This is a genomic window from Devosia rhizoryzae (assembly GCF_016698665.1).
GTDB lineage: Bacteria > Pseudomonadota > Alphaproteobacteria > Rhizobiales > Devosiaceae > Devosia > Devosia rhizoryzae.
In genome coordinates this window covers 3,329,151-3,352,942 of the sequence record NZ_CP068046.1, presented here as the reverse complement: position 1 = coordinate 3,352,942, position 23,792 = coordinate 3,329,151, and the positions used below count along the sequence as shown (strand labels likewise).

Below are 23,792 nucleotides of genomic sequence, written 5' to 3'. Positions count from 1 at the left end.
GGGAGGATAGGATGTCAGGTCAGGAGCGATCCATGTCCACGGATGCCGGTGTGCAGCCGCTGGTCGTGATGACCGAGATCGACAAATCCTTCCCCGGCGTCCGCGCGCTGTCCAAAGCCCGTTTCGAACTCCTGCCCGGCGAAGTGCACGCCCTGATGGGCGAGAACGGCGCCGGCAAGTCGACGCTGATGAAGATCCTCTCGGGCGTCTACTCCCGCGATGCCGGCACGGTTCTTCTGAACGGGCAGCCGGTGGAGATCAGCTCACCGCGCCAGGCACAGGACTTAGGGATAGGCATCATCCATCAGGAACTGGCGCTGATGCGCGACCTGACGGCGGCGCAGAACATTTTTATCGGCCGCGAGCCGCGCCGCTTCGGCATCCTCGATGAAGGCCAGCTCAATCGCGACGCCGCCGCGATCTTCCAGTCGATGAATCTGAAGCTCGAGCCGACGGTCAAGGTCGAGACGCTGACCATTGCCAAGCAGCAGATGGTCGAGATTGCCAAGGCCCTGTCCTATCGCTCGCGCGTCCTGATCATGGACGAGCCGACGGCGGCGCTGAACGACGCCGAAATTGCCGAGCTTTTTGCCATCATCAACCGCCTCAAGGCCGAGGGTGTGGGCGTCGTCTACATTTCCCACAAGATGGACGAGATCAAGCGCATCTCCGACCGCGTCACCATCATGCGCGACGGCGAATATGTCGGCACCGTGCCGGGCGCCGAAACGCCGATCGAAACCATCATCTCGATGATGGTGGGCAGAACGCTTTCCAACGACGCCCTGGTGATCCCCGATACGGCAAGCCAGCCGGTGGCGCTCGAAGTGCGCAACCTCAACCGCGGCCGAGAAATCCGTGACGTCAGTTTTGCCGTGCGGAAGGGCGAAATCCTCGGTTTTGCCGGTCTGATGGGCGCGGGTCGCACCGAGGTCGCGCGCGCTATTTTCGGAGCCGACCGGCGCGAAAGCGGCGAGATTTTCGTGCATGGGCAGCGGGCCAGCATTTCGACGCCCAAGGATGCCGTCGCCGCCGGCATCGGCTACCTTTCCGAGGATCGCAAGCACTTCGGCCTCGCCACCGGCCTCGACGTTCGCAACAATGTGGCGCTGGCCAGTCTCGAGCGCTTCACCAGCCCCATTGGCGTGCTCGATGAAGCCGGCATGCAGCGCGAGGCGGTGAGCTATATCCGCCAGCTCGCGATCAAGACGCCTAGCGACACGCAGGAAGCGCGGCTCCTTTCGGGCGGCAACCAGCAGAAGGTCGTGATCGCCAAGTGGCTCCTGCGCGACTGCGACATCCTGATTTTCGACGAACCGACGCGCGGCATCGACGTCGGCGCCAAGTCGGAAATCTACAAGCTGCTCAATGCTCTGGCCGCCCAGGGCAAGGCCATCATCGTGATCTCCTCCGAGCTGCCCGAAGTGCTGCGCCTGTCGCACCGCATCGCCGTCATGTGCGAGGGCCGCCTCACCGGCATCCTGCCCGGCGGCGCCAGCCAGGAAGAAATCATGGGTCTTGCGACCCTGCGCGAACCGGCAATGGCGGTGCGTCATGCCAGCTAGCCGTCTCACCCTTCTTGCCGCCGTCCGCCTTTCGGGAGCACCAGCATGACCGACACCACCGCCCCCGCCCCGGCCGCCAAGACCGGTCCCCGCATTTCCGGCGCCTTCCATCGGCTGCTCGCCTTTTCGGGCCTGATCGCGCTGATCGTCGCCTTCTCGCTAGCCTCTCCGAACTTCCTGCAGACGCAGAATATCCTCGCGATCCTGCAGGCGACCTCGGTCAATGGCGTGCTTGCTATCGCCGCGACGCTGGTGATCATCACCGGTGGCATCGATCTTTCGGTCGGTACGCTGATGACCTTTTGCGCGGTCGTTGCGGGTGTCATCCTCACCTATTGGGGCCTGCCGCTGCCGGTGGGCATTTTGGGCGCAATCCTTGCCGGCGCTGCCAGCGGCCTCGTTTCGGGCACCATCATCGCCAAGCTCAAGGTGCCGCCCTTTATCGCCACCCTGGGCATGATGCTGATCCTCAAGGGCCTGTCGCTGGTGATCTCGGGCACCAAGCCCATCTATTTCAACGACACGCCCGGCTTCAACCAGATCGCCCTGGGCTCCTTTATCGGGCAGATCTTCCCCGCCGTGCCGCTGCCCAATGGCGTGCTGGTGCTTTTTGCCGTGGCGCTGATCGCCGCCTTTGTGCTCTCCAAGACCGCGCTCGGCCGCTACACCTTTGCGCTCGGCAGCAATGAAGAGGCGGTGCGTCTTTCCGGCGTCAACATCGATCGGTGGAAGATCGCGGTTTATTCGGTGACCGGCGCCATCTGCGGCGTTGCCGGTCTCCTGATCGCCAGCCGCCTCAATTCGGCGCAGCCTGCGCTCGGCCAAGGCTATGAGCTCGATGCCATCGCGGCCGTGGTTATCGGCGGCACCTCGCTGTCGGGCGGCCGCGGCACCGTTCTGGGCACGCTGATCGGCGCGCTCATCATCTCCGTGCTGGCCAATGGCCTGCGCATCCTATCGGTGGCTCAGGAATGGCAGACGGTGGTGACCGGCTGCATCATCATCCTGGCCGTCTATGCCGACATACTGCGGCGCCGCGCACTTTAGGCGCCGAACCACCAACAGCGCTCCGGCGCCAACAAGAACAAGAAAATAGGCAAACGCTTCAACGCAGCATCTGGGAGGAAAACCATGCTCACCCGCCGCACCCTGCTTGGCGCCATCAGCGCCGTCGCCATGCTGGCCGCCGCCAGCGGCACGACCTTCGCGCAGGAAAACTACGACATCGCCATCATCTCCAAGGGCTTCCAGCACCAGTTCTGGCAGGCCGTGAAGGCCGGCGCCGACCAGGCGGCGGAAGAGTTCGGCGTGACCGTGACCTTTGAAGGCCCGGAAACCGAAACCCAGGTCGATCGTCAGCTCGACATGCTGGCCGCAGCCCTGTCCCGCCAGCCCGACGCCATCGGCCTTGCCGCCCTCGACAGCCAGGCCGCAACGCCGCAGCTGCAGCAGGCGCAGTCCGCCAATATCCCGATCATCGCCTTCGATAGTGGCGTCGATAGCGATATCCCGGTCACCACCGTCACCACCGACAACGTTGCCGCCGCAGCGCTTGCCGCCGACAAGATGGCCGAACTGATCGGCGACGAAGGCAAGGTTGCCGTGGTTGCCCACGACCAGACCAGCCGCACCGGCATCGACCGCGTCGATGGCTTCGTCAACCGCATCAAGGAAGCCCATCCCAATATCGAAGTGGTGAGCGTTCAGTACGGTGGCGGCGACCAGCTGCAGTCCACCGAAATCACCAAGTCGATCCTCCTTGCCAACCCCGACCTCAAGGGCATCTTCGGCGCCAATGAAGGCTCGGCCATCGGTGTCGTCAACGGCAAGACCGAACTGGGCAGCAACATCGTCGTCATCGGCTTCGACTCGGGCGCTGCCCAGAAGGGCTTCATCGAGTCCGGTGCCATGGCTGGCGCCATCACCCAGAACCCGGTCGGCATCGGCTACGAAACCGTCAAGGCTGCGATCGGCGCGCTCAAGGGCGAAACCCTCCCCGCCATTATCGACTCGGGCTTCAACTACTACGACAAGTCCAACATGGCCGACCCGGAAATCGCCGCGGTTCTCTACGACTAATATCGTCTCCAAGGCCGGGCAGCATCGCGCTGCCCGGTTTTCTTCCAGGATCATCATGGCCGACCTCACCGGAAAAATCGTCTTCATTACCGCTGCAGCGCAAGGCATCGGCGAAGCCTCGGTCCGCGCCTTCGCCGAGGCAGGTGCCAAGGTGATCGCCACCGACATCAATGCCGAAAAGCTTGCGGCGCTCGAAGGCCTGCCCAATGTCACGACGCTCCGGCTCGATGTCTTGTCCGACGAGGCTGTGCGCGCGGCCGTTGCGGAGATCGGCCGCATCGACGTGCTCTTCAACTGCGCCGGCGTCGTGCATAACGGCGCGCTGCTCGACATGAGCGACAGCGATCTCGATTTTGCATTGGACCTTAATGTCCGCGCGCAGATCAGGACGATCAAGGCCATCCTGCCGCAGATGCTGGAGCGCAAGGATGGCGCCATCATCAACATGGCAACGGTTGCGTCTTCGATCAAAGGCGTGCCCAACCGCGCCGCCTATACAATTTCCAAGGCCGCCGTGGTCGGCCTCACCAAGTCGATCGCTGCCGACTACACGACCAGCAATATTCGCGTGAACGCCATTTGCCCCGGCACGGTCGACAGCCCGAGCCTCCACGAGCGCTGGACCGCGACCGGCGACTTCGAGGGCGCCCGAAAAGCTTTCATCGCGCGCCAGCCCATCGGCCGCATCGCCCGCCCGGAAGAGGTCGCCGACCTTGCGGTCTACCTGGCGGGAGCAACCTATACGACCGGCCAGGTCCACATCATCGATGGTGGATGGACGGCGTGACATCGCACCCAGACCTCGTCCTTCGACAGGCTCAGGATGAGGTCTTTCAAATCAATCGTGACCCCGAAGTAGACCTCATGGTGAGCCTGTCGAACCACGAGGTCGTGGCACCCAAAGCGCAATCATGACCAAGATCACCAGTATCAAGACCCACGACCTGCGTTTTCCGACCTCGGCGTCGCTCGATGGCTCGGACGCCATGAACCCCGATCCGGACTATTCGGCCGCCTATGTCATCCTGGAGACCGATAGCGACCTCGAGGGTCACGGGCTGACCTTCACTATCGGCCGCGGCAACGAGGTTGTGGTAGCGGCGATCAAGGCGCTGACAGATCGCGTAGTCGGCCTCGATCTCGACTGGATTGCCCAAGATCCGGGCCGCTTCTGGCGCCACATTACCGGCGACAGCCAGCTGCGCTGGATCGGCCCCGACAAGGGCGCCATGCACCTTGCCACCGGCGCCGTCGTCAACGCCGTCTGGGACCTGCTCGCCAAGGAAGTCCGCAAGCCTGTCTGGCTCTATGTCGCCGAGATGAGCCCCGATCAGCTCGTTTCCATCATCGACTTCCGCTACCTCACCGACGCCATCACGCCCGAGGAGGCGCTCGCCATTTTCCGCAAGGCGGAAGCCGGGAAGGCAGAGCGGATCGCAACGCTCCGGGCCGAGGGCTATAGCTGTTACACGACCTCGGCCGGCTGGCTCGGCTATTCCAACGAGAAGCTGACCCGCCTTGCGACCGAAGCCGTCGAAGCCGGCTTCAACCATATCAAGATGAAGGTTGGTCGCGATCTTGCGGATGACATCCGTCGCCTCGAAATCGTGCGCTCGATCATGGGTCCGGATCGATACTTGATGATCGACGCCAACCAGGTTTGGGAAGTCGACCAGGCCATCGATTGGGTGAACGAACTCAAACGTTTCGAGCCCTTCTTCATCGAAGAGCCGACCAGCCCGGACGATGTTGAGGGCCATCGAAAAATCCGCGACGGCGTCGCGCCGGTCAAAGTCGCGACTGGCGAAATGTGCCAGAACCGCATTCTTTTCAAGCAGTTCATCACTCGCGACGCCATCGACATCGTCCAGATCGATGCCTGCCGCATCGGGGGCTTGAACGAAGTGCTCTCGGTGCTGCTGATGGCCGCCAAATACGGCAAGGCGGTATGGCCGCATGCCGGCGGCGTGGGCCTATGCGAATATGTGCAGCACCTTTCGATGATCGACTACCTGGTCGTTTCCGGCACCAAGGACGGCCGCGTGATCGAATATGTCGATCACCTCCATGAGCATTTTCTTGAGCCCTGCGTCATCGAAAACGCCGCCTATATGCCGCCCAAGCTGCCGGGTTTCTCGATCGAGATGAAGCCCCAATCCATTGCCGCCAATGAATTCAAAGGCTGATCCCATGCAAACCCGCCCGCTCGGCCGCACCGGCCTCGATGTCACCGCCATCAGCTTTGGCGGTGGCGGCATCGGCAACCTCTTCAAGCCTGCCAGCCGCGACGATGCCGAAGCGACGCTCCATGGCTCATGGGATGCCGGCATCCGCTTCTTCGACACGGCGCCTCGCTATGGTCATGGCCTCAGCGAACGCCGCCTGGGCGACTTCCTGCGGCAGAAACCGCGCGACAGCTATGTGCTCTCGACCAAGGTCGGGCGCTTGCTGACGCCGCTACGCGGCCGCACCATGACCGACTATGGCTTTGCCGATCCCCTGCCCTTCGAGCAGGAATACGACTATAGCTATGACGGCGTCATGCGCTCCTTCGAGGACAGCCTTCAGCGGCTCGGCCTCGACCAGATCGACGTGCTCTACATGCACGACATCGGCACCGACACCCATGGCGATGCCAATGCGCATTGGCAGCCGATCGCCTTCGACGGCGGCCTCAAGGCCATGGTCGAGCTGCGCGAGCAGGGTCTCGTCAAAGCCATCGGCCTCGGCGTCAACGAGGTGCAGGTCTGCCTCGACGCGTTCGAACACGCCGATCTCGACTGCTTTCTCCTTGCCGGGCGCTATTCGCTGCTCGACCACGACAGCGCCGCACCGCTGTTGGAAGCCTGCCGCCAGCGCGGCGCCAGCCTCGTCGTCGGCGGCGTGTTCAATTCCGGCATCTTGGCCACGGGGCCCAAGCCGGGCGCGATGTTCAACTACGCCCCGGCATCGGAAGAGGTCATCGCCAAGGCGCAGCACATCGAGCGCGTCTGCGCGTCGCACGGAGTGCCGCTGGCGACGGCAGCCCTCCATTTTCCGCTGCGCAATGAGGTGGTCGCCTCGGTTCTCCTAGGTGTCTCGAACGCGCGCAATCTTGAGCGGAACCTTGCGAGCCTGAACACGGACGTGCCCGATGCGCTCTGGTCCGACCTCGCCGCCGAAGGCCTGATGTGAGGTGAGCGAAGCCTGGTGGGGGCCGCCAGCAGCGTCATTCGAAGTCCGCGTAGAGGCAGATCTGTAACCAAACGGATGGCTCAAGACAGCGCGTTGGAGGTCAGGTCTGGCCTATATCCGCAGGAGGTGATTGTCGAAAAGGAAGTCGAACTGCCGCGGTTGCCGCTCTGCCCCGCCGATGCCGATCATCTCGCCCTTGCCGCTGGTCGCGACAAAACCGGTGCGGTCCGGGGCGAGGCCGCAGCCATTGCGCAGCGTTTCGACCAACGCCGGACGCTGCTGCTCGACGTCCAAAGTGACCAGTAGATCGCCCTCGGGGGATGACACGGCCACTGTGTTGCCATCCGCCGAGACAGCCACCGATCCGACATAGTTGCGCAAGTCGCTAAGGACGGCAGACGGCAGTTCGACGAGACGGATGTCGCCATCCATCGTCGCATAGCCGACCAGCTGCGGCGTATCGCTGGGCGATCCCTTGTACTGACACCCGAACCAGACGCGATCTTTTCCGTCCACCGCCATGTGGCGGATCGAAAGCTGATGCAACCCGGCATCGAGCCGCAACTGACCCACCAGCGCACCGTCGCGGCGGTCGATGAAGGCAATGGATGGATCCATTGTGTCAAGGTTGAGCTCGGCACGGCCATAGTCTGGATGCGTTTCGATCCCGCCATTGGCCACCACGAATGTGACGCCGTCCGGCATCAGCAGCATTTCATGGGGACCGGTGCCATAGGTGGGAAATTCCCCGATACGCCGATAGCGGTCGGTGGCGTCGTAAACGCCGATGACGCCCCTTGCGGCTTCGAAGTCGCTTTCGGTGGCATAAAGCAGGCGTCCGTCGGGCGAATAAACGCCGTGGCCGAAAAAGTGCCGGCCTTCGGCGCTGGTGAGCGTTTGCGGCGCTTCACGCCCGCTGGCATCGAAAATCAGCGCGAACGTGCCTGGTTGCCGGGCAAAGACGACGCCGCGTCCAGCGTCCCGGCTTACGGTAATGTCGTGGCCGCGATCCGGCAGGTCGATGGTAGAGATGACGTCGCCACGCTCGCCCAGCAACACCGCACCATAGCCGCCGCTTGCCGTCTGGATGGCGCTGGCGAAAACCAGGTCATTGCCTTCGAGGGCCAGTAGCTGGCGTGGCATGAGGCTGGCGATGAAGCCGGCGCCGGCAGACTTGAGAAAGGCGCGGCGCTGCCACATGCTCAGTCTCCGTCCAGCGACGAAAAGCCGACGCTCAGCCCGAGCGTGGCCGAGAGGTCTTCGCCAATAAGGCGCTGCAGATCCTGCGTTGCGGCGACCAGATCGGCGAGGGCTCCTGCCTGCTCGGGATCGGCGACAGCCTGGTCGATCGGCAACGTCACTTCACTTATGGCAGTCTCGGCGCGATCGAAAGCGCTTGTGATCTCCGCGAGCAGCGCCGGATCGGTGACGACACTGGAGAGCTCAACCAAGGCGCGCAGCCCTTCAACATTGGCCTCGAGCATGGCCATGGTGAGGCCGGAACGCCAGAACAAGGCCTGTTTCGAATTGGCCTGCCGATCCGCATTGGCAATGACGGGATTGATCCTCGTGTCGCGTATGTTTTCGATGCCGTGCGACACAAGGCCAACCACAGCCTCGAGCGATTCCGTAGTTGTCCGGTAGTCGGCATAGGCCGCATCAGGTTGTGCCAGGCGCGTGGCAATGCCCTCAGGAGCTGCCCAGCTGGCGGCGATTTCACTGGCCATTTCTTCCAGGTTCTTGGCGATGGCCGCGCCGTAGGCGCAACGGAAGGCACCGTCGGACGTGGTGATTGTCTCGGAGCCGGTGCCGAACAGCACGACCTCCAAGGCACCCAACCCCTGAACGGCAACGCTTTTGCCCTGGAGAGCCGGCACAGTGGTGGCGGCAAGCTCCTTTTCCGCGAGGAGTTGCTGGATTTGGCGGAGGCCGATGCCCTTTCGGTCCGGGAAAAACAAAATGCGCTCGGCGCGGTTCGCCTCCATGAGCGGACCGATCCGAAGAAATTCGACGCGGGCATAGGCCGACGCGGCCGATGCGAAGGCTTCCCGTGCTCCGCCAAGATTACCGTTCTCGCAAAGGATATACATGGCCTTCGAAAGCTCGGCCGTGCGCAGCGCGAAAGCCTTGGTCTGGGGCCGGATAAAGTTGGAAACGCTGGAGCGCAGCATTTCAGAGGGGGAAACGACCTGCGCGGCAGCGGGCGTCATGAGCAAGAGGGCGGCGAGGATGGCGGCAACTATGCGCATCAAAGGGATCCCAGGAACGCCAAAAGGTCGGCGCGTTGCGTTTCGCTCATGGCTGCAAAGCTGTCGCGCGCCGCCTGCGCTTCGCCGCCATGCCAGAGGATGGCTTCGGTGAGGCTTCGCGCCCTCCCATCATGGAGGAAGAATGTGTGGCCGGAAACCGTCTCGGTGAGCCCGATGCCCCAAAGGGGTGGGGTGCGCCACTCGCTGCCGTCCGCCTGTCCTTCGGGACGCCCATCGGCAAGGCCTGCGCCCATGTCGTGGAGCAGGAAGTCCGAATAGGGCCAGATCAGCTGGAAGCGATGCGCCGGATTCTCGGCAAGCTTGCTGGTGACGAATTTGGGCACATGGCAACTGGCGCAGCCAGCCTGGTAAAAGGCCGCCTTGCCAGCCAGAATTTGTTCGTCACCGACATTCCGTCGCTCCGGCACACCCAGGGTCCCGGCATAAAAGGTGACCAGATCAAGGACCGGATCGGGCGCCTCCCCCTCGCCTAGGCGCGGCTGCTCGCCGGTGGGCAAAACCAGGCACTCCGGCTGCTTCTCGGTGCAATCGCCATGGGGTAGATCGATCAGCGGGGTCGAAATGCCGATGTCGCCGGCAAAGGCGGCGGCGGACTGGCTCCGGATCGTGGCCATGCCCGCCTTCCAGCCGAAACGCCCCAGCGCGGTCTCGTTGCGTTCGGGCGCTACGGTCCAGTTCGGACGCCCTGAAACACCATCGCCGTCGCGATCTTCGGGATCGGCATGGGCGAGAATGTCTTCCTGGGGAATAGCCTCGACCAGACCGAGTCCGATCATCGTGTTGGCGATGCGCGGCGAGATCATCACATCGTCTGCCAGCGGCCCATAGGCAAGATCGGCCACGGAATAGCTCGGCTTGCGCAGCGTCACGACCGTACCGTCGCCCAAGGTCACTGGCATGTCGGCATAGTCGATGACCATGCGCCCCTCGGCCTTTAGGCCCGGCACGGCAAAGTCCTGCAGCTGCAGGCCATAGGTCGGGTCGCCCACTTCCCCGGCAATGACGCCATCCATGGCGAGGCGCGGGTCGGGATCGGTCGGCGGCACGGAAAGACGGAGGAACATCGAAACGTTCTCGGCCTGCCCCTCAAACGGGGGATGCCCCCGACCGTCCTTGATGTGACAGCTCTGGCAGCCGCGCGCGTTGAACAGGGGCCCGAGCCCATCCGAGGCCTGGGTAGAACTGGGAGAACTCACCCAGATCTTGCGAAACAGCGCATTGCCCAGCTTGAACTGTTCTTCCTGCTCGAAGCTGAGATTGTCCAGAAAATGGCTGAACGCGTCCTGATTGACGGAGAACCGCGTTGTCCCTGCGCCGGCGGGATTGGTCTCGAACTTTTCCGGCGCTGAAAAATCGGTTGTCGCTGCGGTCACGGATCGGACGCGCGCCAGGTCCTCGCTGCTGAGGTCGGGGCGCGTGCCGTACTCATCGGCAAACACCAGTCCGCCTGCCAGAACGGCGATCAGCGCAAGGGTGAGGCGAAGATGCATGCGGGCAACCGGAGTTTGCGGACCCGGGCGCGGCCCGGGCCTCTTGAGCAGAGCGCCTACTGGAACACGGCGTCGGGATCCGAAAGAGAATCGCTGTCCTCGATCGTGACATCCGACAGCTCCAGCAGGGCCACTGCGCGTTCAATGCCGCGGGTCTGGGCGATCAGGCCGTCGATCGCGGCCTGCACCACCGCATTGCCTTCCTGGTTGCCTTCGCCGATCTGCTGGTCATAGGCCTCACCGGCTTCGGCACGATCTGCCATGACCTCCATCTTGGTCATGGTGTCGTCGAGCAGCGCCTTGATCTCGGTGTCGAGCGCCTCGTCCTTCGCCGCGATGACATCGGACAAGGATGGCCCTTCAACCACCGATCCGTCGACGCGCACATACTTGCCCAGATAAACGTTCTGAATGCCGCGGGCATCCTCAAGATGGGACACATGCGTATTGTCCGAGAAGCAGTCATGCTCTTCTTCCGGATCATGGAGCAGGAGGCCAAGCTTCATGCGCTCGCCGGCCAGCTCGCCAAAGCTGAGCGATCCCATGCCGGTGAGGATGGCAGAAATGCCGAGCTCGGGAAGCGCCTCGCGGGCAGCTCCGCCCGCTTCCCAGTTGCCCACCATTTCTTCCAGGTCGCTCACCAGAAGGGTGGAAGCCGCTTTGAGGTATGCAGAGCGGCGATCGGCGTGATCGGCGCTGGAGTAATCGGTGAAGGGGCGCTCGCCGGCGCCAGCCTCGGTGCCGTTGAGGTCTTGGCCCCAGAGCAAAAATTCGATGGCATGGTAGCCGGTCGCCACATTGGACTCGACGCCTGCAGCTTCCTGGAGCGCGTCGCGCAGCAATTTGGGCGTAATATCGGAAGCGTCCACTGCCGCTCCGTCGATGGTAATGTCCGGGTTGGCGATGACATTGGCCACATAAAGGGCATTGCTGTCGCTTTCGGTGCCATAGCTTGTGGCGACATAGTCGATCAGCCCTTCGTCGAGCGGCCAGGCATTCACGCGGCCTTCCCATTCATCGACGATCGGATTGCCGAAACGGAAAGCCTCGGTCTGCTGATAGGGAATGCGCGCCGCTTTCCAGGCATTGCGCGCAGCCTCGAGGGTTTGCTCACTCGGATCGGCAATCAAGGCGTCTATCGCGACATCGAGCGCCTTTGCGGTAGCAAGGCTATCCTCGTAGCCGGCAAGGGCCAGGTCGGCGTAATTGCTCAACACATCCGCATCGGCCGGCGCCTGCGCTTGTACCGCCATGGGCGAAACCGACACGGCAAGAGTTATGGTAAGACCGCGCAGCCAGCGCTTGTCGATCGAAGGCATCAACCACTCCTCGGGTGAAATTGGCAAAGCTGAGTACGCTTCTCACCTTAGGAAAGCAACTGGGCGTGGACATCTGCTCCACTTCAAATTAGACACTGCGCATCAACTTTGCGACCGGCGGTCTGGCGCCTTGGATGCACAATGATCAGGCAGGCTTTCTTGGCTTCGGTGGCGCTTCTGGCGCTCGGTGTTTCCTCGGCTCTCGCGCAGGAGGGGCCGATCACTGTCTATAACGCCCAGCACGAAACGCTGGCGCAGGAATGGGCCACCAGTTTTACGGAAGAAACCGGCATTCCCGTCATCATCCGGCAGGGATCCGATCTTGAAGTCGCCAACCAGATCCTTCAGGAAGGCGCTAATTCGCCCGCCGACGTTTTCCTCACGGAAAACTCTCCGGGCATGGTGCTGGTGGATAATGCCGGTCTCTTCGAACCCCTGCCTCAAGACATCTTGGAGGCCGTACCGGCGCAGTTTCGGCCCGAGAATGGCAATTGGACCGGTATCGCTGCGCGCTCCACCGTCTTTGCCTACAACAAGGATAGCCTCGCTGCAGCCGATCTTCCCAAGACCATGGACGAGCTTGCCGATGCGGCTTGGCAGGGTCGCTGGGCCGCATCGCCGAGCGGCGCCGATTTTCAGGCAATCGTCGCCGCCTATCTCGTGCTCGAGGGGGAAGCTGCGACGCTCGAATGGCTCCAGGGCATGGCGGCCAATGCCGTCATCGTCCGCGGCAATCGCGCTGCGCTGGCCGCTGCCAACAACGGCGAAGTCGATGGCGCGCTGATCTACCACTATTACTGGTTCGGCGATCAGGCGGGCACCAGCGAAAGCAGCGCCAACACCTCGCTGCATTATTTTGGCAACAGCGACCCAGGCGCCTTTGTCTCCATCTCAGGCGGCGGCGTGCTTGCTTCCAGCCAGCACAAGGAGGAAGCAGAGGCTTTCCTCCGCTTCATAACCACCAAGGGTCAGGATGTGCTGCGGGACGGCACCTCCTACGAATATGCGGTCGGCGTGGGTCATGAATCCAACGCCGCCCTACCCCCACTGAACGACCTTGGGGCGCCGCAGATCGACCCCACCCAGCTCGATACGGTCAAGGCCGCCGAGCTTATGACGGTTGCCGGACTGCTCTAGGCGGTCCTCGTCATGACCGTCACCACCGACCCGCAGTCGATCCGCGCAATTCCTACACCGCGAGCGCGCAGGGAAGGACCTTCATTTATCCTCTGTGCCGCGGTGGTGACTGGCCTCCTCAGCCTTATGCCCTTGGCCTTCGTGCTCTATGTCGCCCTGACCAGCGGCTGGCAGGCGATCGCCCACCTCGTGCTCCGGCCCAAGGTGGGCGCCCTCCTGCTCAACACCTCGGCCTTGCTGGCGATCGTGCTTCCTGTGTCGGCGCTCCTGGCGCTGGCCTTTGCCTGGCTGATCGAGCGCACCGACATTCCCTTCGCACGGTTCTGGTCCTGGATCATGGTTGCGCCGCTGGCGGTACCCGCCTTTGTTCACTCTTACGCATGGAGCGCTTTTGCGCCGCGTTTCCATGGCCTGGCCGCCGCCGCCCTCGTCTCCATTCTTGCCTACCTGCCCTTCATCTATCTGCCGATCGCCGCCCAGCTGCGTCGGCTCGATCCCGCTCTGGAAGAAACCGCACAGTCGATGGGCAAGTCGCCGCCGAACGTCTTTTTGCGCGTTGTGCTGCCACAGCTGCGGCTGGCCATCATGGGCGGGGCGCTGCTGATCGGCCTGCACCTCCTGGCCGAGTATGGGCTTTTCGTCCTCACCCGCTTCGACACGTTTGCCACCGTGATCGTCGACCAGTTCCAGTCGGTCGGCAACGGCCCCTCAACCAACCTGCTCGGCGGCGTCCTCGTCCTCCTCTGTCTGATCCTGTTCGGCCTCGAAACCCGCCTTCGTGGGCAGGAACGCTATGCTCGCGTCGGTGCCGGTGCCGCCCGCAGCAGGCGCCGCAGCACGCTTGGCCGCTGGACATGGCCCGCGCTGACCCTATGCGGATTGTTCGCCCTCTTGTCTCTCGCCGTTCCTGCATGGACGCTTCTGGGCTGGCTTGCCTCAGGAGGTGCCGACATCTGGCGCTTCGACTTCATCCTCCCGGCACTAGGCCAAACCGCCCTACTTACCCTGTCCGGGGCTGCGCTGACGACTATTGCGGCCCTGCCCATCGCCTGGCTGACCGTGCGCGCGCCGAGCCGGCTGCAAAAGCTGCTGGAGGCATCGCATTCCTACGTTGGCGCCTTGCCCGGTATCATCATCGCCCTTGCGCTGGTGACAGTCACCGTGAACATTTCGCTGCCCCTCTACCAGACCGTTGCAACCCTGCTCCTTGCCTATGTGCTGATGTTCTTGCCACGCGCCCTTGTGGGCCTCCGCACCAGCATTGCCCAGGCGCCTGTCGAGCTCGAACGCGCAGCTACAAGCCTCGGACGCCCTCCCCTCTCCGCCATCTGGCACACGACCATTCGCCTTGCCGCCCCGGGCGCCCTGGCCAGCGCAGCGCTTGTCGGCCTGGGGATCACCACCGAACTCACCGCTACGCTCATGCTCGCACCCAATGGCACGCGAACGCTGGCCATGCGCTTTTGGGCCTATACGAGCGAACTCGACCTCGCCATGGCGGCGCCCTATGCGCTGCTGATGGTCCTGCTCTCGGTACCACTTGTCGTGCTGCTGCATGGCGGTGCCGATCACATGAGCCAGGCCTGACCATGCTGCAACTTGTCGGCGTCTCCAAATCCTACGGCGATCAGCAGGCCGTGTCCGACATCGGCATCGTGGCCCCCGCAGGCCGCCGCACCGTGATCGTCGGTCCATCGGGATCGGGCAAGACCACCCTGCTTCGCCTGATCGCCGGCTTCGAGCGTCCCGACAGCGGCAGCATCACTCTCGATGGCCAGCCGCTCGCGACCGTTCCGCCGCACCAGCGCAACATTGCCTATGTGGCACAGGAAGGCGCGCTCTTTCCCCATATGAGCGTCGCCGGCAATATCGGCTTTGCCATGCCACGCCGCGCCACCGAGCGCCTTGTGCGGATCGATGAACTCCTGGCCCGCGTCGGCCTTCCCACAAGCATGAAAAGCCGTCGCCCGCACGAGCTGTCCGGGGGCCAGCAGCAGCGTGTCGCGCTTGCTCGCGCCCTGGCGCAGCAACCGGCATTGATGCTGCTGGACGAGCCGTTTTCAGCACTTGATGCCGGCCTGCGGGAAAACTTGCGCGACATGGTCGAGACTGTGTTGCGCGAGGCTGGCATCGCCTCGATCCTTGTGACGCACGACCAGTCCGAAGCGCTGGCCTTTGCCGACCATCTTGTCGTCATGCAGGCCGGCCGCGTCGCCGACGCCGGCCCGCCGCAACGCCTCTACGACCGTCCAAATACCGCAGCCACTGCACGATTTCTGGGCTCGGCCATCGTCCTCGACGGAGATATCCGCGACGGCTTTGCGCACACCGTCTTGGGCGCCATCCGCGTCGCTGCGACCGAACCGCGCCACGCCAGCATTTTACTTCGTCCCGAGCAATTGACCGTCTCGCCTGCCGAGGCCGGCACCAGCGAGGGTCCACAAGCCACCGTGCTGAGCCGGCTCTACCAAGGCTCATCCTGGCGGTTGAAGATCGCCTGTCCAGGGCTCGACCAACCGATCGACATTTTTACGACCGCGCATCACATCAACCCCGCCGACATGGTCCAATTGCACGTCTCCGGTTACGGGCACATCATTCCCGAAGATTAAGACGGCAGGTCGCTGAGCGCCTCAGTGAGGTGCAATGAGGTCCAGCACCTGATCAGTGACGCGGCCTCATTTCCGCAAGGGACTAAGGCCATGACGTCAGCAGTTGACTAAAGCCCATCTAGCAATAGATTGGCCGGACCGGGTACGTTACCGGTGTTATCTCGGGAGGGGATCGACTTGGCTGGCATTAAGATCGGATATGTGGGCGGGGGCAGCACTCGCGCGCCTGGATGTATCGCGGGATGGCTCAATCACGGCGATGATTTTGCCGGCTCCGAGATCGTTCTGATCGACATCGATGCCGAACGTCTCGATATCGTTCGCCGCCTGGCTCAGAACATGGCCGACTACCAGGGCGTCGACATCCGCTTTTCGGCGACCACGGATCGCGCCGCTGGCCTCACCGATTGCGACGCGGTGCTGTCGAGTTTTCGTCCCGGCGGCTTCGAGGCGCGCTATCTCGATGAATCCATTCCGCTCAAGCACGGCGTGATCGGCCAGGAAACTCAGGGTCCCGGCGGCTTCTTCATGGCCCTGCGCTCCATCGCAGTGATCAAGGATCTCGTCGCCGACATGCAGCGTGTGGCGCCAAAGGCCATGCTTTTCAATTATACCAACCCGGTCAACATCGTTGCCCAGGCGGTGACCCAATTTACCGACCAAAGGGTGATCTCGCTTTGTGAAGGTCCGATCATTTTCCCGGCCGAAGTTGCCGAGGCGGCGGGGCTCGATCCGAAAAAGCTCGATACGACGATGATCGGGCTCAATCACGCCTCCTGGTCGACGCGTCACCTTTATGATGGCGAAGACTTTATCGAAAAGGTCCGGGACGCTTGGGAAGCCAAGCGCGGCGGCAACGAACTCACGGCGCAGCAACGGCGCCTGCTGCACATGACCGTGGCGCAGAACTCCATCCCGGCTCAATATTTCAAGTACTATTACTTCAAGGACGAAATCCTCGAAGAATTGCAGAGTGCTGCAACCACCAGGGCACAGGACATCATGCGCGACGTACCGCGCTTTTGGCAGCACTATGAGGAGCTCGCATCCTCCAGGACACCGGTTCTCAACCCCGACCTGGCACGTGGCGGCATGGAGCTCCTGGAGATCGCCATCGACGTGATGGACGCCATGTTCAACGACAAGGGCGAGGTCTGGCCTGTTAATGTCCCTAATCGCGGCGCAATCTCCAACCTGCCCGATGACATGGTCGTCGAGGTCCCCGGTTTTGTCGACAAGCACGGTGCAACCCCGATCGCCTCGGGTGCCGTTCCGGCGCAGGTCGCGGGTCTTGTCCAGATGCTGGGCGAGTATCAGGCGGCCACGGCACGGGCGGCCTGGGAGGGCGACCGCCACCAGGCGATCCAGGCGCTGGCCAGCAATCCACTGGTCATGTCGCTCACCAAGGCCGAAGCCCTTTACGACGACCTGGCCGATGCGCATCGTGCCTACCTTCCTGAGCGGCTCCTCGCATGAGCCAAACGGAAGCGCGCTTTGTCGTCGGCGTCGATGGCGGCGGTACCAAGACCATCGCCGTCATTGCCGACGACCGGGGCCAGGTGCTCGGCTATGGCCGGGCAGGCAATTGCGACATCTACGTCAATCCTCATGCCGTCGACGAAGTGGAGCTTGCCGTGAGCCGTGCCTGTGCCGCGGCCAACGTAACGGCAGCGGACCTTTCTGCCGCCGCCTTCAGCCTGTGCGGCTGCGACTGGCCGGAGGACTTTGCCTATTGGAACGACGCCTTGCACCAGCGTGGGCTGGGCTCCAACATGCGCATCGTCAATGATGCGGTTGGCGCGTTGAGTTCAGACGTACCTGACGGCAATGCCATCGTCATCATCTGCGGCACGGGCGCCGCCATCGGCAGCCGTAACGAACAGGGCGATGTCTGGCATTCAAGCTTCTGGCAATTGCGCCAGGGCGGCAGCGAGATGAGCCATGCCGCCCTTCAGCTGCTTTACCGCGCCGAAATGGGTATCGACCCGCCGACCAGCCTCACCGAACCCGCCTTGCGCTATTTCCGGATGAAAAGCGTCGAGCAACTGCTGCACACCTTTACCGGCCGCAACCAGACCCAGCCGGACTATGTGGCGGGTTTGATGCCGCTCATTTTCGACGCGGCCGATGGGGGCGATGCGGCGACGCGCAAGCTCCTCGATGACTATGGCACTGCCTATGCGGAGATCGCCATCGCCGCAGCGCGCAAGGTGGATATCGTCGGCAAGCCCATCAACTTGCTCCTGGCAGGCGGCGTGTTCCGGCATCCGTCGCCCCTTCTGCGCAACCGCATCATCGAGACGCTTCATGCCGCGATGCCGCAGATCACGGTAGTGCCGAGCCGCAGCGAACCGGTCAAGGGCGCCGTCACCATCGCGCTGCAGATGCTCGACGTGAGCGTCGATGCCGCCGTCGAGCACCGTCTTGCCCAAACTCTTCCCCCGGCCGAATTCTTTCATACCCACGCGCTGTCGCACGATGCGTTTTCGGAGTTCTTGCAGTGAAACTTTCGTTTCAGCTTTATTCGTCCCGCAACTTTCCCCCCGTTGCAGACCAGATCGCGGCGCTGGCGGCTCTCGGCTACCGCAATGTCGAACCCTATGGGCCCATCTACACCGAGCTTGAGGCTTTCAAGACCGCGCTCGATGCACATGGCGTGGCGGCGCCGAGCGGTCATTTCGATCTTTCCATGCTCGAAAACGACCTGCCCCGCGCCATCGACATCGCGCGGCAGTTGAACATGCAGCTGGTGATCGCGCCATATCTTGTGCCGGGCGACCGGCCGATCGACCGCGCCGGCTGGATCGCTTTCGGAGAACGGCTGGTGCCTGTCGCCGAAGGCCTTAGGCACGCCGGCCTGCACTTTGCCTGGCACAACCATGATTTCGAATTTGTCTCTCTGCCCGATGGCAGCCTACCCATTGACGCACTGCTCGCAGCCAGTCCGCTGATCGGGCTCGAGCTGGACGTCGCCTGGGCCGTCAGGGGCGGCGTCGATGCGGCAGCCTTTATCGAGCGCAATGCCGAGCGCATCGTTGCCATTCACATGAAGGACATGGCTGCCGATGATGACCTGCCTGAAGAACAAGGCTGGACCGATGTCGGCCACGGCACCATGCCCTGGGCCGCTCTCTGGCCGTCGATCGAGAAGACGCGTTCAAGCATCGCAGTGATGGAACACGACAATCCGGTGTCCTTCAAACGCTTCGCTGAAAACAGCGCCAGTGGCGTCGCTCCCCTCGGCGTCGGCTGAAGCGGCCGACCGAGTCGACGAAATTGTCGACATAATGGGCGAGAAAGCTTTCCGTGCGCGGATCGGTCAGCTGGCCGTCCGTGCCGAACAGGCCATCGTGATGGACGAGATAGGCCTCTGGCGCGCTCATTGCCAGCATGCCCAGATTGACGATGATCGAGCGTAAGTGCGGCTGCGCCACCGCAGTGCCGGTGCGGCTCGGGCTGATGCCGATGAGCCCGCAAGGCTTGCCGCGCTAGCAATTATCGCTGAACGGACGCGATCCCCAGTTGATGGCATTCTTGACCAGTGCCGGCATGGAGCGGTTATGTTCCGGCGTCAGCACAAGAACCGCATCGGCGTCGGCGACGGCCTGCTTGAATGCGCCGACCGCCGGTGGCCGATCCGCTTCAAGATCTTCGTTGAACATGGGCAAGTCGCCAGCCTTGAGATAATCCAGCTGCAAACGCGTGCCGGCCAACCGCCCGATTTCACGCGCCAGCTTCAGATTGAGGGACTCGCGCTTGAGACTTCCGACAAGGACTGCAACATTCGGCACAGGGAACTCCGGTTCGAAGGGTCTGAACATGCTTGCACCGAGAGCGTTACCGGCGCAACATTGGCGCCGTGATCAGGGATGTCTTCCAAGATGAGCGAAGACGCAAAGCCACCAGCGACCATTTTCGACATCGCCGCCGCAGCCGGTGTGTCCATTGCTACGGCCGATCGTGCCGTCAACGGTCGCAAGGGCGTGGCGCAAAAGACTGCCGAACGCGTGCTCCAGGCCGCCGAACGGCTGAACTGGAAGCCCAATCCCGCCGCACAGACCCTGTCGCGCCGTGCGTCCGTTGCGCTCGATGTAGTACTGCCAAAGCCCTCCAATCCTTTCATGTCGCTCCTCGTGGAAAGCGTCGACGCAGCGCGCGAAAGCTTTGAAGCCTTTCGCGTGGCGCCGCGCGCCTGCATCGTCGATGAACTCGATCCGGCTTCCCTTGCGCGCCAGCTCGACGATATGCGCGGGCGCCCGGAGGGCATCGCACTGCTGGGCCTGCAGCATCCTTTGGTTGTGGAGGCAGTCAACCGGCTCGAAGCCTCGGGAACGCCGGTCGTGACGCTTGTATCCGACGTCCTTGGATGCAATCGCCAGGCCTATGTCGGCATCGACAACTACGCCGGCGGCCGCGCCGCCGCCGCCCTGCTCGGCCGCTTTCTCGGCTCGGGCGGCGGCCACGTAGCGGTCTTTGCGGGCACCCCTCTTTACACCGACATCATCCAGCGCCAGGCCGGCTTTCTCGAAGTCGCCAAGGCGCGTTTTCCCACCATGCGCCCCCTGCCCTCGGTGTGGAATGTCGAAGACGACGCCCATAGCTATGAAGTAGCCCAGATCATGCTGTCCGAGCGTCAGGACCTATCAGGCATCTATGTCGCCGGTGGGGGTCAACTCGGCGTGGCGAGTGCTCTGCGCGAAAGTGGCCGCGCAGCAAATGTGACCATGGTGGCGCATGACATCTTCGGCTCGCTGGCGCCGTTCCTGCGTGATGGCACCATCGATGCGGCGATCAACCAGAATCCCGAAATCCAGGTTACGCGGGCCCTGCAGATGCTCAATCGCTTCAAGGCGCGCCTGCAGCCGGTGAGTCAAATCACCCACACCGCCATCGAAATCAGCATCGCCGAAACCTTGCCGGGCTGAGTTTCACGCTTCAGCGACCGCGCAAAAAATAATCGTAAGTCGGCTTGTCATCTCAAAATACCCCGCCTACGGTAACGTACCTCACGTATCAAAAAACCGATCGGAGGAAAGGGAGGTATGACTATGAAGAAATCAGTTCTCGCTGTTTCGGCTCTGTCCTTGCTGGCTGCCACCACCGCACAGGCACAGGATAAACCTGTGGTAGACGTGGTTCACTGGCTGACAGCCGGCGCCGAATCCGCCGCCATCAAGGTTCTGGCCGACGAAGTCACCGCCCGCGGCGGCGAATGGATCGATTCCGCGGCTCCGGGCGGCGGCGGTGACGCCAGCGCCATGATGATGAGCCGCATCGCTGGCGGCAACCCGCCCGGCGTCGCGTTCCTCGCCATGGGTCCGGGCGCGCTCGAGCTGGGTGACCAGGGCGCTCTGCGCGACGTCACCGATGTCGCGACAGCCAACGGCCTCGACCAGGTCACCCAGGTCATGGTCGACATCTCGACCTCAGCCGATGGCAAGCTCTACGCCCTGCCGATTGGCCTCGAAACGCAGAACTTGATGTGGTTCTCCCCGCCGGTGTTTGAAGCAGCGGGTTTCGAAGTCCCGTCCACCTGGAGCGAATTCCTCGAACAGGCACCCGCCATCCGCGAAGCGGGCTTTATTCCCATGGCAACCGGCGCCCAGGGCTGGCAGCTCGGCATCCTGTTCTCGAGCGTCATCCTTGATGCCGGTGGCGCCGATCTCTACCGCTCCGTGGTGATGGAGCACGATGCCCAAATGGCCGCCGGACCTGAAATGCTCGCCGCCTTCACGACCCTGCGTGGCCTCGCCGATGCCGGCGATCCTGGCTCCGCCAACCGTGCCTGGAACGACACCCTCAATCTCGTCGCCGAAGGCCAGGCGGCCGTTCAGGTCATGGGCAGCTGGGCCGGTGCCGAGCTCGAGAATATGGGCCTTGAACAGGGTACCCAATGGGATTGCGCCCTGACCCCGGGGAGCAACGCCGTCATCGTCGAAGGCGCAGGCTTCGAATTCCCCATCGTCAGCGATCCCGCCGCCCTGGCCGGACAGGATCTTTTCATCGAAGTGATGATGGATCCGGCCGTGCAGACCGAGTTCGCCCGCCTCAAGGGCGCCGTTCCGCCGCGCGCCGATGCGGATAGCAGCGGTCTCTCGAGCTGCACCCAGATTGCGGCGGAAGCCCTGGCCAATCCCGATGAGGGCGGTCTCGCCACCATGGGCGCCAGCGTGTCTTCCGACAACTGGGGGCAGATTCAGGACTTCCTCGCCAACTTCTGGGCCAATCCGAGCGTAACGCCGGAAGACGCCGCCCAGCAGTTCGCTGCCATCATCGGCACCGAAGAATAAGCTCCTCCCTGCCGGCGCGCCCTTCGGGTGCGCCGGTTCCCTTAGAGGTATTCATGGCCAGGCAACGGAAATTAACCGCGCAGACGGTCGCCAAGCTCGTGCTGGTACCGACCATCCTGCTCTGCGCGATAGGCTTTTATGGCTCGATACTCTGGACCTTTGTGATTTCGTTCACGACGTCGGGCATGCTGCCGCAATATAACTTTGCCGGCTTCGACCAGTATATCAAACTGTTCGGCATGGACCGCTGGCACACGGCCTACACCAATATGTTCGTGTTCGGCTTCCTTTACATTGCCTGTTCACTGGCCTTTGGCACCCTCCTCGCCATAGCGCTCGATCAAGGCATCCGCGCGCAGAACGTCTTCCAGACCATTTTCCTTTATCCGATCGCCCTTAGCTTCATCGTCACCGGCCTTGCCTGGCAGTGGTTCCTCAATCCCACCACGGGCCTGCAGCAATTCGTGCGTGACATGGGCGTGTCCGATTTTACTTTCGACTGGCTGACCCGTCCGGACATGGCCATCTATACGCTGGTGATCGCCGGCGTCTGGCACGCGGCCGGGCTGATGATGGCGATCATGTTTGCCGGCCTGCGCTCGGTCGACGGAGAAATCTGGCGCGCCGCGCGGGTCGAAGGCATTCCCAAGACCACCATGTATCGCCGGGTGATCCTGCCGATGCTCAAGCCCGTAATCGTCACCTGCGTCGTGCTGCTCTCGATGGACGTCATCAAGAGCTATGAGCTGATTGTCGCCATGACCGGCGGCGGACCAGGCTATGCCACCGACGTTCCGGCCAAGTTCGTGGTCGACAATCTTTTCGACCGTGCCAATATCGGCCGCGCCTCGGCGGCTGCAGTGCTGATGCTGCTGTCGGTTCTCGCAATTCTCGGGATCTCGGCCTTGCTCGGCCGTCGCAAGGTGGTTGAAGCATGACCGTGCAAACGCTCGATACAGCAGCCACCGGACACCCCATTGCCGTCCGCCGCCGCAAGCGCAAGACCTCGGCCGAGATCGGCCAGATCGGCATCTATGCCTTTCTGATCATCGCGGCGCTGTTCTTCGCCATCCCGCTCTTCATCATGATCTCCACCTCGCTCAAGACAGCCGAGGAAATCCGCTCCGGCTCGATCTTTGACCTGCCGCAGGCGCTCGATTTCTCAGCTTGGGTGAAGGCCTGGAGCACTGCCTGTATCGGCCGCGAATGCGACGGCATCAGCGGCGGGGTCTGGAATTCGATCAAGATCATGGTCCCATCGACCTTTCTTTCGATCCTGATTGCAGCGATCAACGGCTATGCCCTGTCGCAATGGCGGATCAAATGGAGCGGCGCCATGCTGGCGCTCCTGATGCTGGGCGCCTTCATCCCCTTCCAGGTCATGATCTATCCCCTAGTGCGCATGGCTTCGATGGCCGGCATCTATGGCACCCTGCCGGCGGTGATCATCGTCCACGTGCTCTTCGGTCTGCCGATCCTGACGCTGATCTTCCGCAACTTCTACGTCTCGCTACCCCCCGAGCTGATCAAGGCCGCCCGCGTCGACGGCGCCGGGTTCTTCACTATCTTCTTCCGCATCATCTTGCCGATGAGCCAGAATATCATCGTCGTGGCACTGATCCTGTCGCTGACCGGCGTCTGGAACGACTACCTTCTGAGCCTGATCTTCGCCGGCCGCGAAAACCTGCCGATGACGGTGGAGCTCGCCACCTTGGTCGGCACCAGGATCGGTCTGCCCGAATACAACGTCAACATGGCGGCGACCCTGCTCACGGCACTGCCGCCGCTGCTCCTCTACCTCTTCTCCGGACGCTATTTCGTCCGCGGCATCACCGCTGGCGCGGTGAAAGGATGAT

General features: G+C 62.8%; 22 protein-coding genes. 16 read left to right on the top strand and 6 right to left on the bottom strand.

Annotated features, from left to right (window positions below):
* Nucleotides 1–32: 32 nt before the first annotated feature.
* From JI748_RS16435 to JI748_RS16410, 6 genes are all read left to right on the top strand, one after another.
* Nucleotides 33–1,565 (top strand): sugar ABC transporter ATP-binding protein, encoded by a 1,533-nt coding sequence (locus JI748_RS16435; protein ID WP_210338811.1) that lies wholly within the window; start codon nt 33–35, stop codon nt 1,563–1,565.
* A gap of 45 nt (nt 1,566–1,610) precedes the next feature.
* Nucleotides 1,611–2,612: an ABC transporter permease gene (locus JI748_RS16430; protein WP_164532692.1), complete on the top strand. Its 1,002-nt coding sequence runs from the start codon at nt 1,611–1,613 to the stop codon at nt 2,610–2,612.
* A gap of 84 nt (nt 2,613–2,696) precedes the next feature.
* Entirely contained in the window at nt 2,697–3,644 is a 948-nt protein-coding gene (locus JI748_RS16425) for an ABC transporter substrate-binding protein (protein ID WP_201633187.1), read from the top strand.
* Nucleotides 3,645–3,699: 55 nt separating this feature from the next.
* Nucleotides 3,700–4,431 (top strand): SDR family oxidoreductase, encoded by a 732-nt coding sequence (locus JI748_RS16420; RefSeq protein ID WP_201633184.1) that lies wholly within the window; start codon nt 3,700–3,702, stop codon nt 4,429–4,431.
* Nucleotides 4,432–4,555: 124 nt separating this feature from the next.
* A complete protein-coding gene (locus tag JI748_RS16415; RefSeq protein ID WP_201633181.1) occupies nt 4,556–5,830 on the top strand; it encodes an L-fuconate dehydratase in 1,275 nt (424 codons plus the stop codon).
* A 4-nt stretch (nt 5,831–5,834) separates the two neighbouring features.
* Nucleotides 5,835–6,818: an aldo/keto reductase gene (locus tag JI748_RS16410; RefSeq protein ID WP_201633178.1), complete on the top strand. Its 984-nt coding sequence runs from the start codon at nt 5,835–5,837 to the stop codon at nt 6,816–6,818.
* Nucleotides 6,819–6,929: 111 nt separating this feature from the next.
* Here the strand turns inward: JI748_RS16410 and JI748_RS16405 are convergent, their stop codons facing one another.
* Genes JI748_RS16405 through JI748_RS16390 form a run of 4 tightly spaced genes read right to left on the bottom strand, consistent with a single transcriptional unit; the run spans nt 6,930 to nt 11,888 of the window.
* Nucleotides 6,930–8,018: a DUF1513 domain-containing protein gene (locus tag JI748_RS16405; RefSeq protein WP_201633175.1), complete on the bottom strand. Its 1,089-nt coding sequence runs from the start codon at nt 8,016–8,018 to the stop codon at nt 6,930–6,932.
* Nucleotides 8,019–8,020: 2 nt separating this feature from the next.
* Complete coding sequence (locus tag JI748_RS16400) at nt 8,021–9,067, bottom strand: imelysin family protein (RefSeq protein WP_201633172.1); 1,047 nt, start codon at nt 9,065–9,067, stop codon at nt 8,021–8,023.
* Nucleotides 9,067–10,578 carry a di-heme oxidoreductase family protein gene (locus tag JI748_RS16395; RefSeq protein ID WP_201633169.1) on the bottom strand — a complete coding sequence of 504 codons (1,512 nt, stop codon included), beginning with the start codon at nt 10,576–10,578 and terminating at the stop codon, nt 9,067–9,069. Before JI748_RS16395 ends, JI748_RS16400 begins: the two co-directional genes overlap by 1 nt.
* Before the next feature lie 56 nt (nt 10,579–10,634).
* A complete protein-coding gene (locus tag JI748_RS16390) occupies nt 10,635–11,888 on the bottom strand; it encodes an imelysin family protein (protein ID WP_407644956.1) in 1,254 nt (417 codons plus the stop codon).
* A 150-nt stretch (nt 11,889–12,038) separates the two neighbouring features.
* Between JI748_RS16390 and JI748_RS16385 the strand changes: the two genes are divergently transcribed.
* The 6 genes from JI748_RS16385 (at nt 12,039) to JI748_RS16360 (ending at nt 18,899) form a co-directional block, all read left to right on the top strand.
* Complete coding sequence (locus JI748_RS16385) at nt 12,039–13,034, top strand: extracellular solute-binding protein (RefSeq protein ID WP_201633164.1); 996 nt, start codon at nt 12,039–12,041, stop codon at nt 13,032–13,034.
* A 12-nt stretch (nt 13,035–13,046) separates the two neighbouring features.
* Nucleotides 13,047–14,621 (top strand): ABC transporter permease, encoded by a 1,575-nt coding sequence (locus JI748_RS16380; protein WP_201633161.1) that lies wholly within the window; start codon nt 13,047–13,049, stop codon nt 14,619–14,621.
* The gene (locus tag JI748_RS16375) at nt 14,618–15,646 is read left to right on the top strand and encodes an ABC transporter ATP-binding protein (RefSeq protein ID WP_201637451.1); all 1,029 of its coding nucleotides are present in this window, start codon (nt 14,618–14,620) and stop codon (nt 15,644–15,646) included. The genes JI748_RS16380 and JI748_RS16375 overlap by 4 nt, the downstream gene beginning before the upstream one ends.
* A 177-nt stretch (nt 15,647–15,823) precedes the next feature.
* Entirely contained in the window at nt 15,824–17,122 is a 1,299-nt protein-coding gene (locus JI748_RS16370; protein ID WP_201633158.1) for a family 4 glycosyl hydrolase, read from the top strand.
* Nucleotides 17,119–18,150: an N-acetylglucosamine kinase gene (locus tag JI748_RS16365; RefSeq protein ID WP_201633155.1), complete on the top strand. Its 1,032-nt coding sequence runs from the start codon at nt 17,119–17,121 to the stop codon at nt 18,148–18,150. Before JI748_RS16370 ends, JI748_RS16365 begins: the two co-directional genes overlap by 4 nt.
* Nucleotides 18,147–18,899 (top strand): sugar phosphate isomerase/epimerase family protein, encoded by a 753-nt coding sequence (locus JI748_RS16360; protein ID WP_201633152.1) that lies wholly within the window; start codon nt 18,147–18,149, stop codon nt 18,897–18,899. Before JI748_RS16365 ends, JI748_RS16360 begins: the two co-directional genes overlap by 4 nt.
* Here JI748_RS16360 and JI748_RS16355 read toward each other — a convergent pair.
* Nucleotides 18,844–19,080: a hypothetical protein gene (locus tag JI748_RS16355; protein ID WP_201633149.1), complete on the bottom strand. Its 237-nt coding sequence runs from the start codon at nt 19,078–19,080 to the stop codon at nt 18,844–18,846. The two genes, JI748_RS16360 and JI748_RS16355, sit on opposite strands and share 56 nt — an antisense overlap.
* Nucleotides 19,081–19,134: 54 nt before the next feature.
* A complete protein-coding gene (locus tag JI748_RS16350; RefSeq protein ID WP_201633147.1) occupies nt 19,135–19,437 on the bottom strand; it encodes an NADPH-dependent FMN reductase in 303 nt (100 codons plus the stop codon).
* Nucleotides 19,438–19,527: 90 nt separating this feature from the next.
* Here JI748_RS16350 and JI748_RS16345 point away from each other — a divergent pair, with 90 nt between their 5' ends.
* The 4 genes from JI748_RS16345 (at nt 19,528) to JI748_RS16330 (ending at nt 23,791) form a co-directional block, all read left to right on the top strand.
* On the top strand, nt 19,528–20,571 hold the full coding sequence (locus tag JI748_RS16345; protein ID WP_201633144.1) for a LacI family DNA-binding transcriptional regulator: 1,044 nt from the start codon (nt 19,528–19,530) through the stop codon (nt 20,569–20,571).
* A 123-nt stretch (nt 20,572–20,694) separates the two neighbouring features.
* Nucleotides 20,695–21,936: an ABC transporter substrate-binding protein gene (locus tag JI748_RS16340; protein WP_201633140.1), complete on the top strand. Its 1,242-nt coding sequence runs from the start codon at nt 20,695–20,697 to the stop codon at nt 21,934–21,936.
* A gap of 53 nt (nt 21,937–21,989) precedes the next feature.
* A complete protein-coding gene (locus JI748_RS16335; RefSeq protein ID WP_201633137.1) occupies nt 21,990–22,874 on the top strand; it encodes a carbohydrate ABC transporter permease in 885 nt (294 codons plus the stop codon).
* A complete protein-coding gene (locus JI748_RS16330) occupies nt 22,871–23,791 on the top strand; it encodes a carbohydrate ABC transporter permease (RefSeq protein ID WP_201633134.1) in 921 nt (306 codons plus the stop codon). Before JI748_RS16335 ends, JI748_RS16330 begins: the two co-directional genes overlap by 4 nt.
* Nucleotide 23,792: the final 1 nt, after the last annotated feature.

What these genes read in the sequence shown, in the direction of transcription:
- JI748_RS16345 (WP_201633144.1), top strand. Translation starts at nt 19,528, where the DNA reads ATGAGCGAAGACGCAAAGCCACCAGCGACCATTTTCGACATCGCCGCC.
- JI748_RS16405 (WP_201633175.1), bottom strand. Translation starts at nt 8,018, where the DNA reads ATGTGGCAGCGCCGCGCCTTTCTCAAGTCTGCCGGCGCCGGCTTCATC.
- JI748_RS16400 (WP_201633172.1), bottom strand. Translation starts at nt 9,067, where the DNA reads ATGCGCATAGTTGCCGCCATCCTCGCCGCCCTCTTGCTCATGACGCCC.
- JI748_RS16415 (WP_201633181.1), top strand. Translation starts at nt 4,556, where the DNA reads ATGACCAAGATCACCAGTATCAAGACCCACGACCTGCGTTTTCCGACC.
- JI748_RS16340 (WP_201633140.1), top strand. Translation starts at nt 20,695, where the DNA reads ATGAAGAAATCAGTTCTCGCTGTTTCGGCTCTGTCCTTGCTGGCTGCC.
- JI748_RS16365 (WP_201633155.1), top strand. Translation starts at nt 17,119, where the DNA reads ATGAGCCAAACGGAAGCGCGCTTTGTCGTCGGCGTCGATGGCGGCGGT.
- JI748_RS16385 (WP_201633164.1), top strand. Translation starts at nt 12,039, where the DNA reads ATGATCAGGCAGGCTTTCTTGGCTTCGGTGGCGCTTCTGGCGCTCGGT.
- JI748_RS16430 (WP_164532692.1), top strand. Translation starts at nt 1,611, where the DNA reads ATGACCGACACCACCGCCCCCGCCCCGGCCGCCAAGACCGGTCCCCGC.
- JI748_RS16330 (WP_201633134.1), top strand. Translation starts at nt 22,871, where the DNA reads ATGACCGTGCAAACGCTCGATACAGCAGCCACCGGACACCCCATTGCC.
- JI748_RS16425 (WP_201633187.1), top strand. Translation starts at nt 2,697, where the DNA reads ATGCTCACCCGCCGCACCCTGCTTGGCGCCATCAGCGCCGTCGCCATG.
- JI748_RS16435 (WP_210338811.1), top strand. Translation starts at nt 33, where the DNA reads ATGTCCACGGATGCCGGTGTGCAGCCGCTGGTCGTGATGACCGAGATC.
- JI748_RS16395 (WP_201633169.1), bottom strand. Translation starts at nt 10,578, where the DNA reads ATGCATCTTCGCCTCACCCTTGCGCTGATCGCCGTTCTGGCAGGCGGA.
- JI748_RS16420 (WP_201633184.1), top strand. Translation starts at nt 3,700, where the DNA reads ATGGCCGACCTCACCGGAAAAATCGTCTTCATTACCGCTGCAGCGCAA.
- JI748_RS16410 (WP_201633178.1), top strand. Translation starts at nt 5,835, where the DNA reads ATGCAAACCCGCCCGCTCGGCCGCACCGGCCTCGATGTCACCGCCATC.
- JI748_RS16335 (WP_201633137.1), top strand. Translation starts at nt 21,990, where the DNA reads ATGGCCAGGCAACGGAAATTAACCGCGCAGACGGTCGCCAAGCTCGTG.
- JI748_RS16380 (WP_201633161.1), top strand. Translation starts at nt 13,047, where the DNA reads ATGACCGTCACCACCGACCCGCAGTCGATCCGCGCAATTCCTACACCG.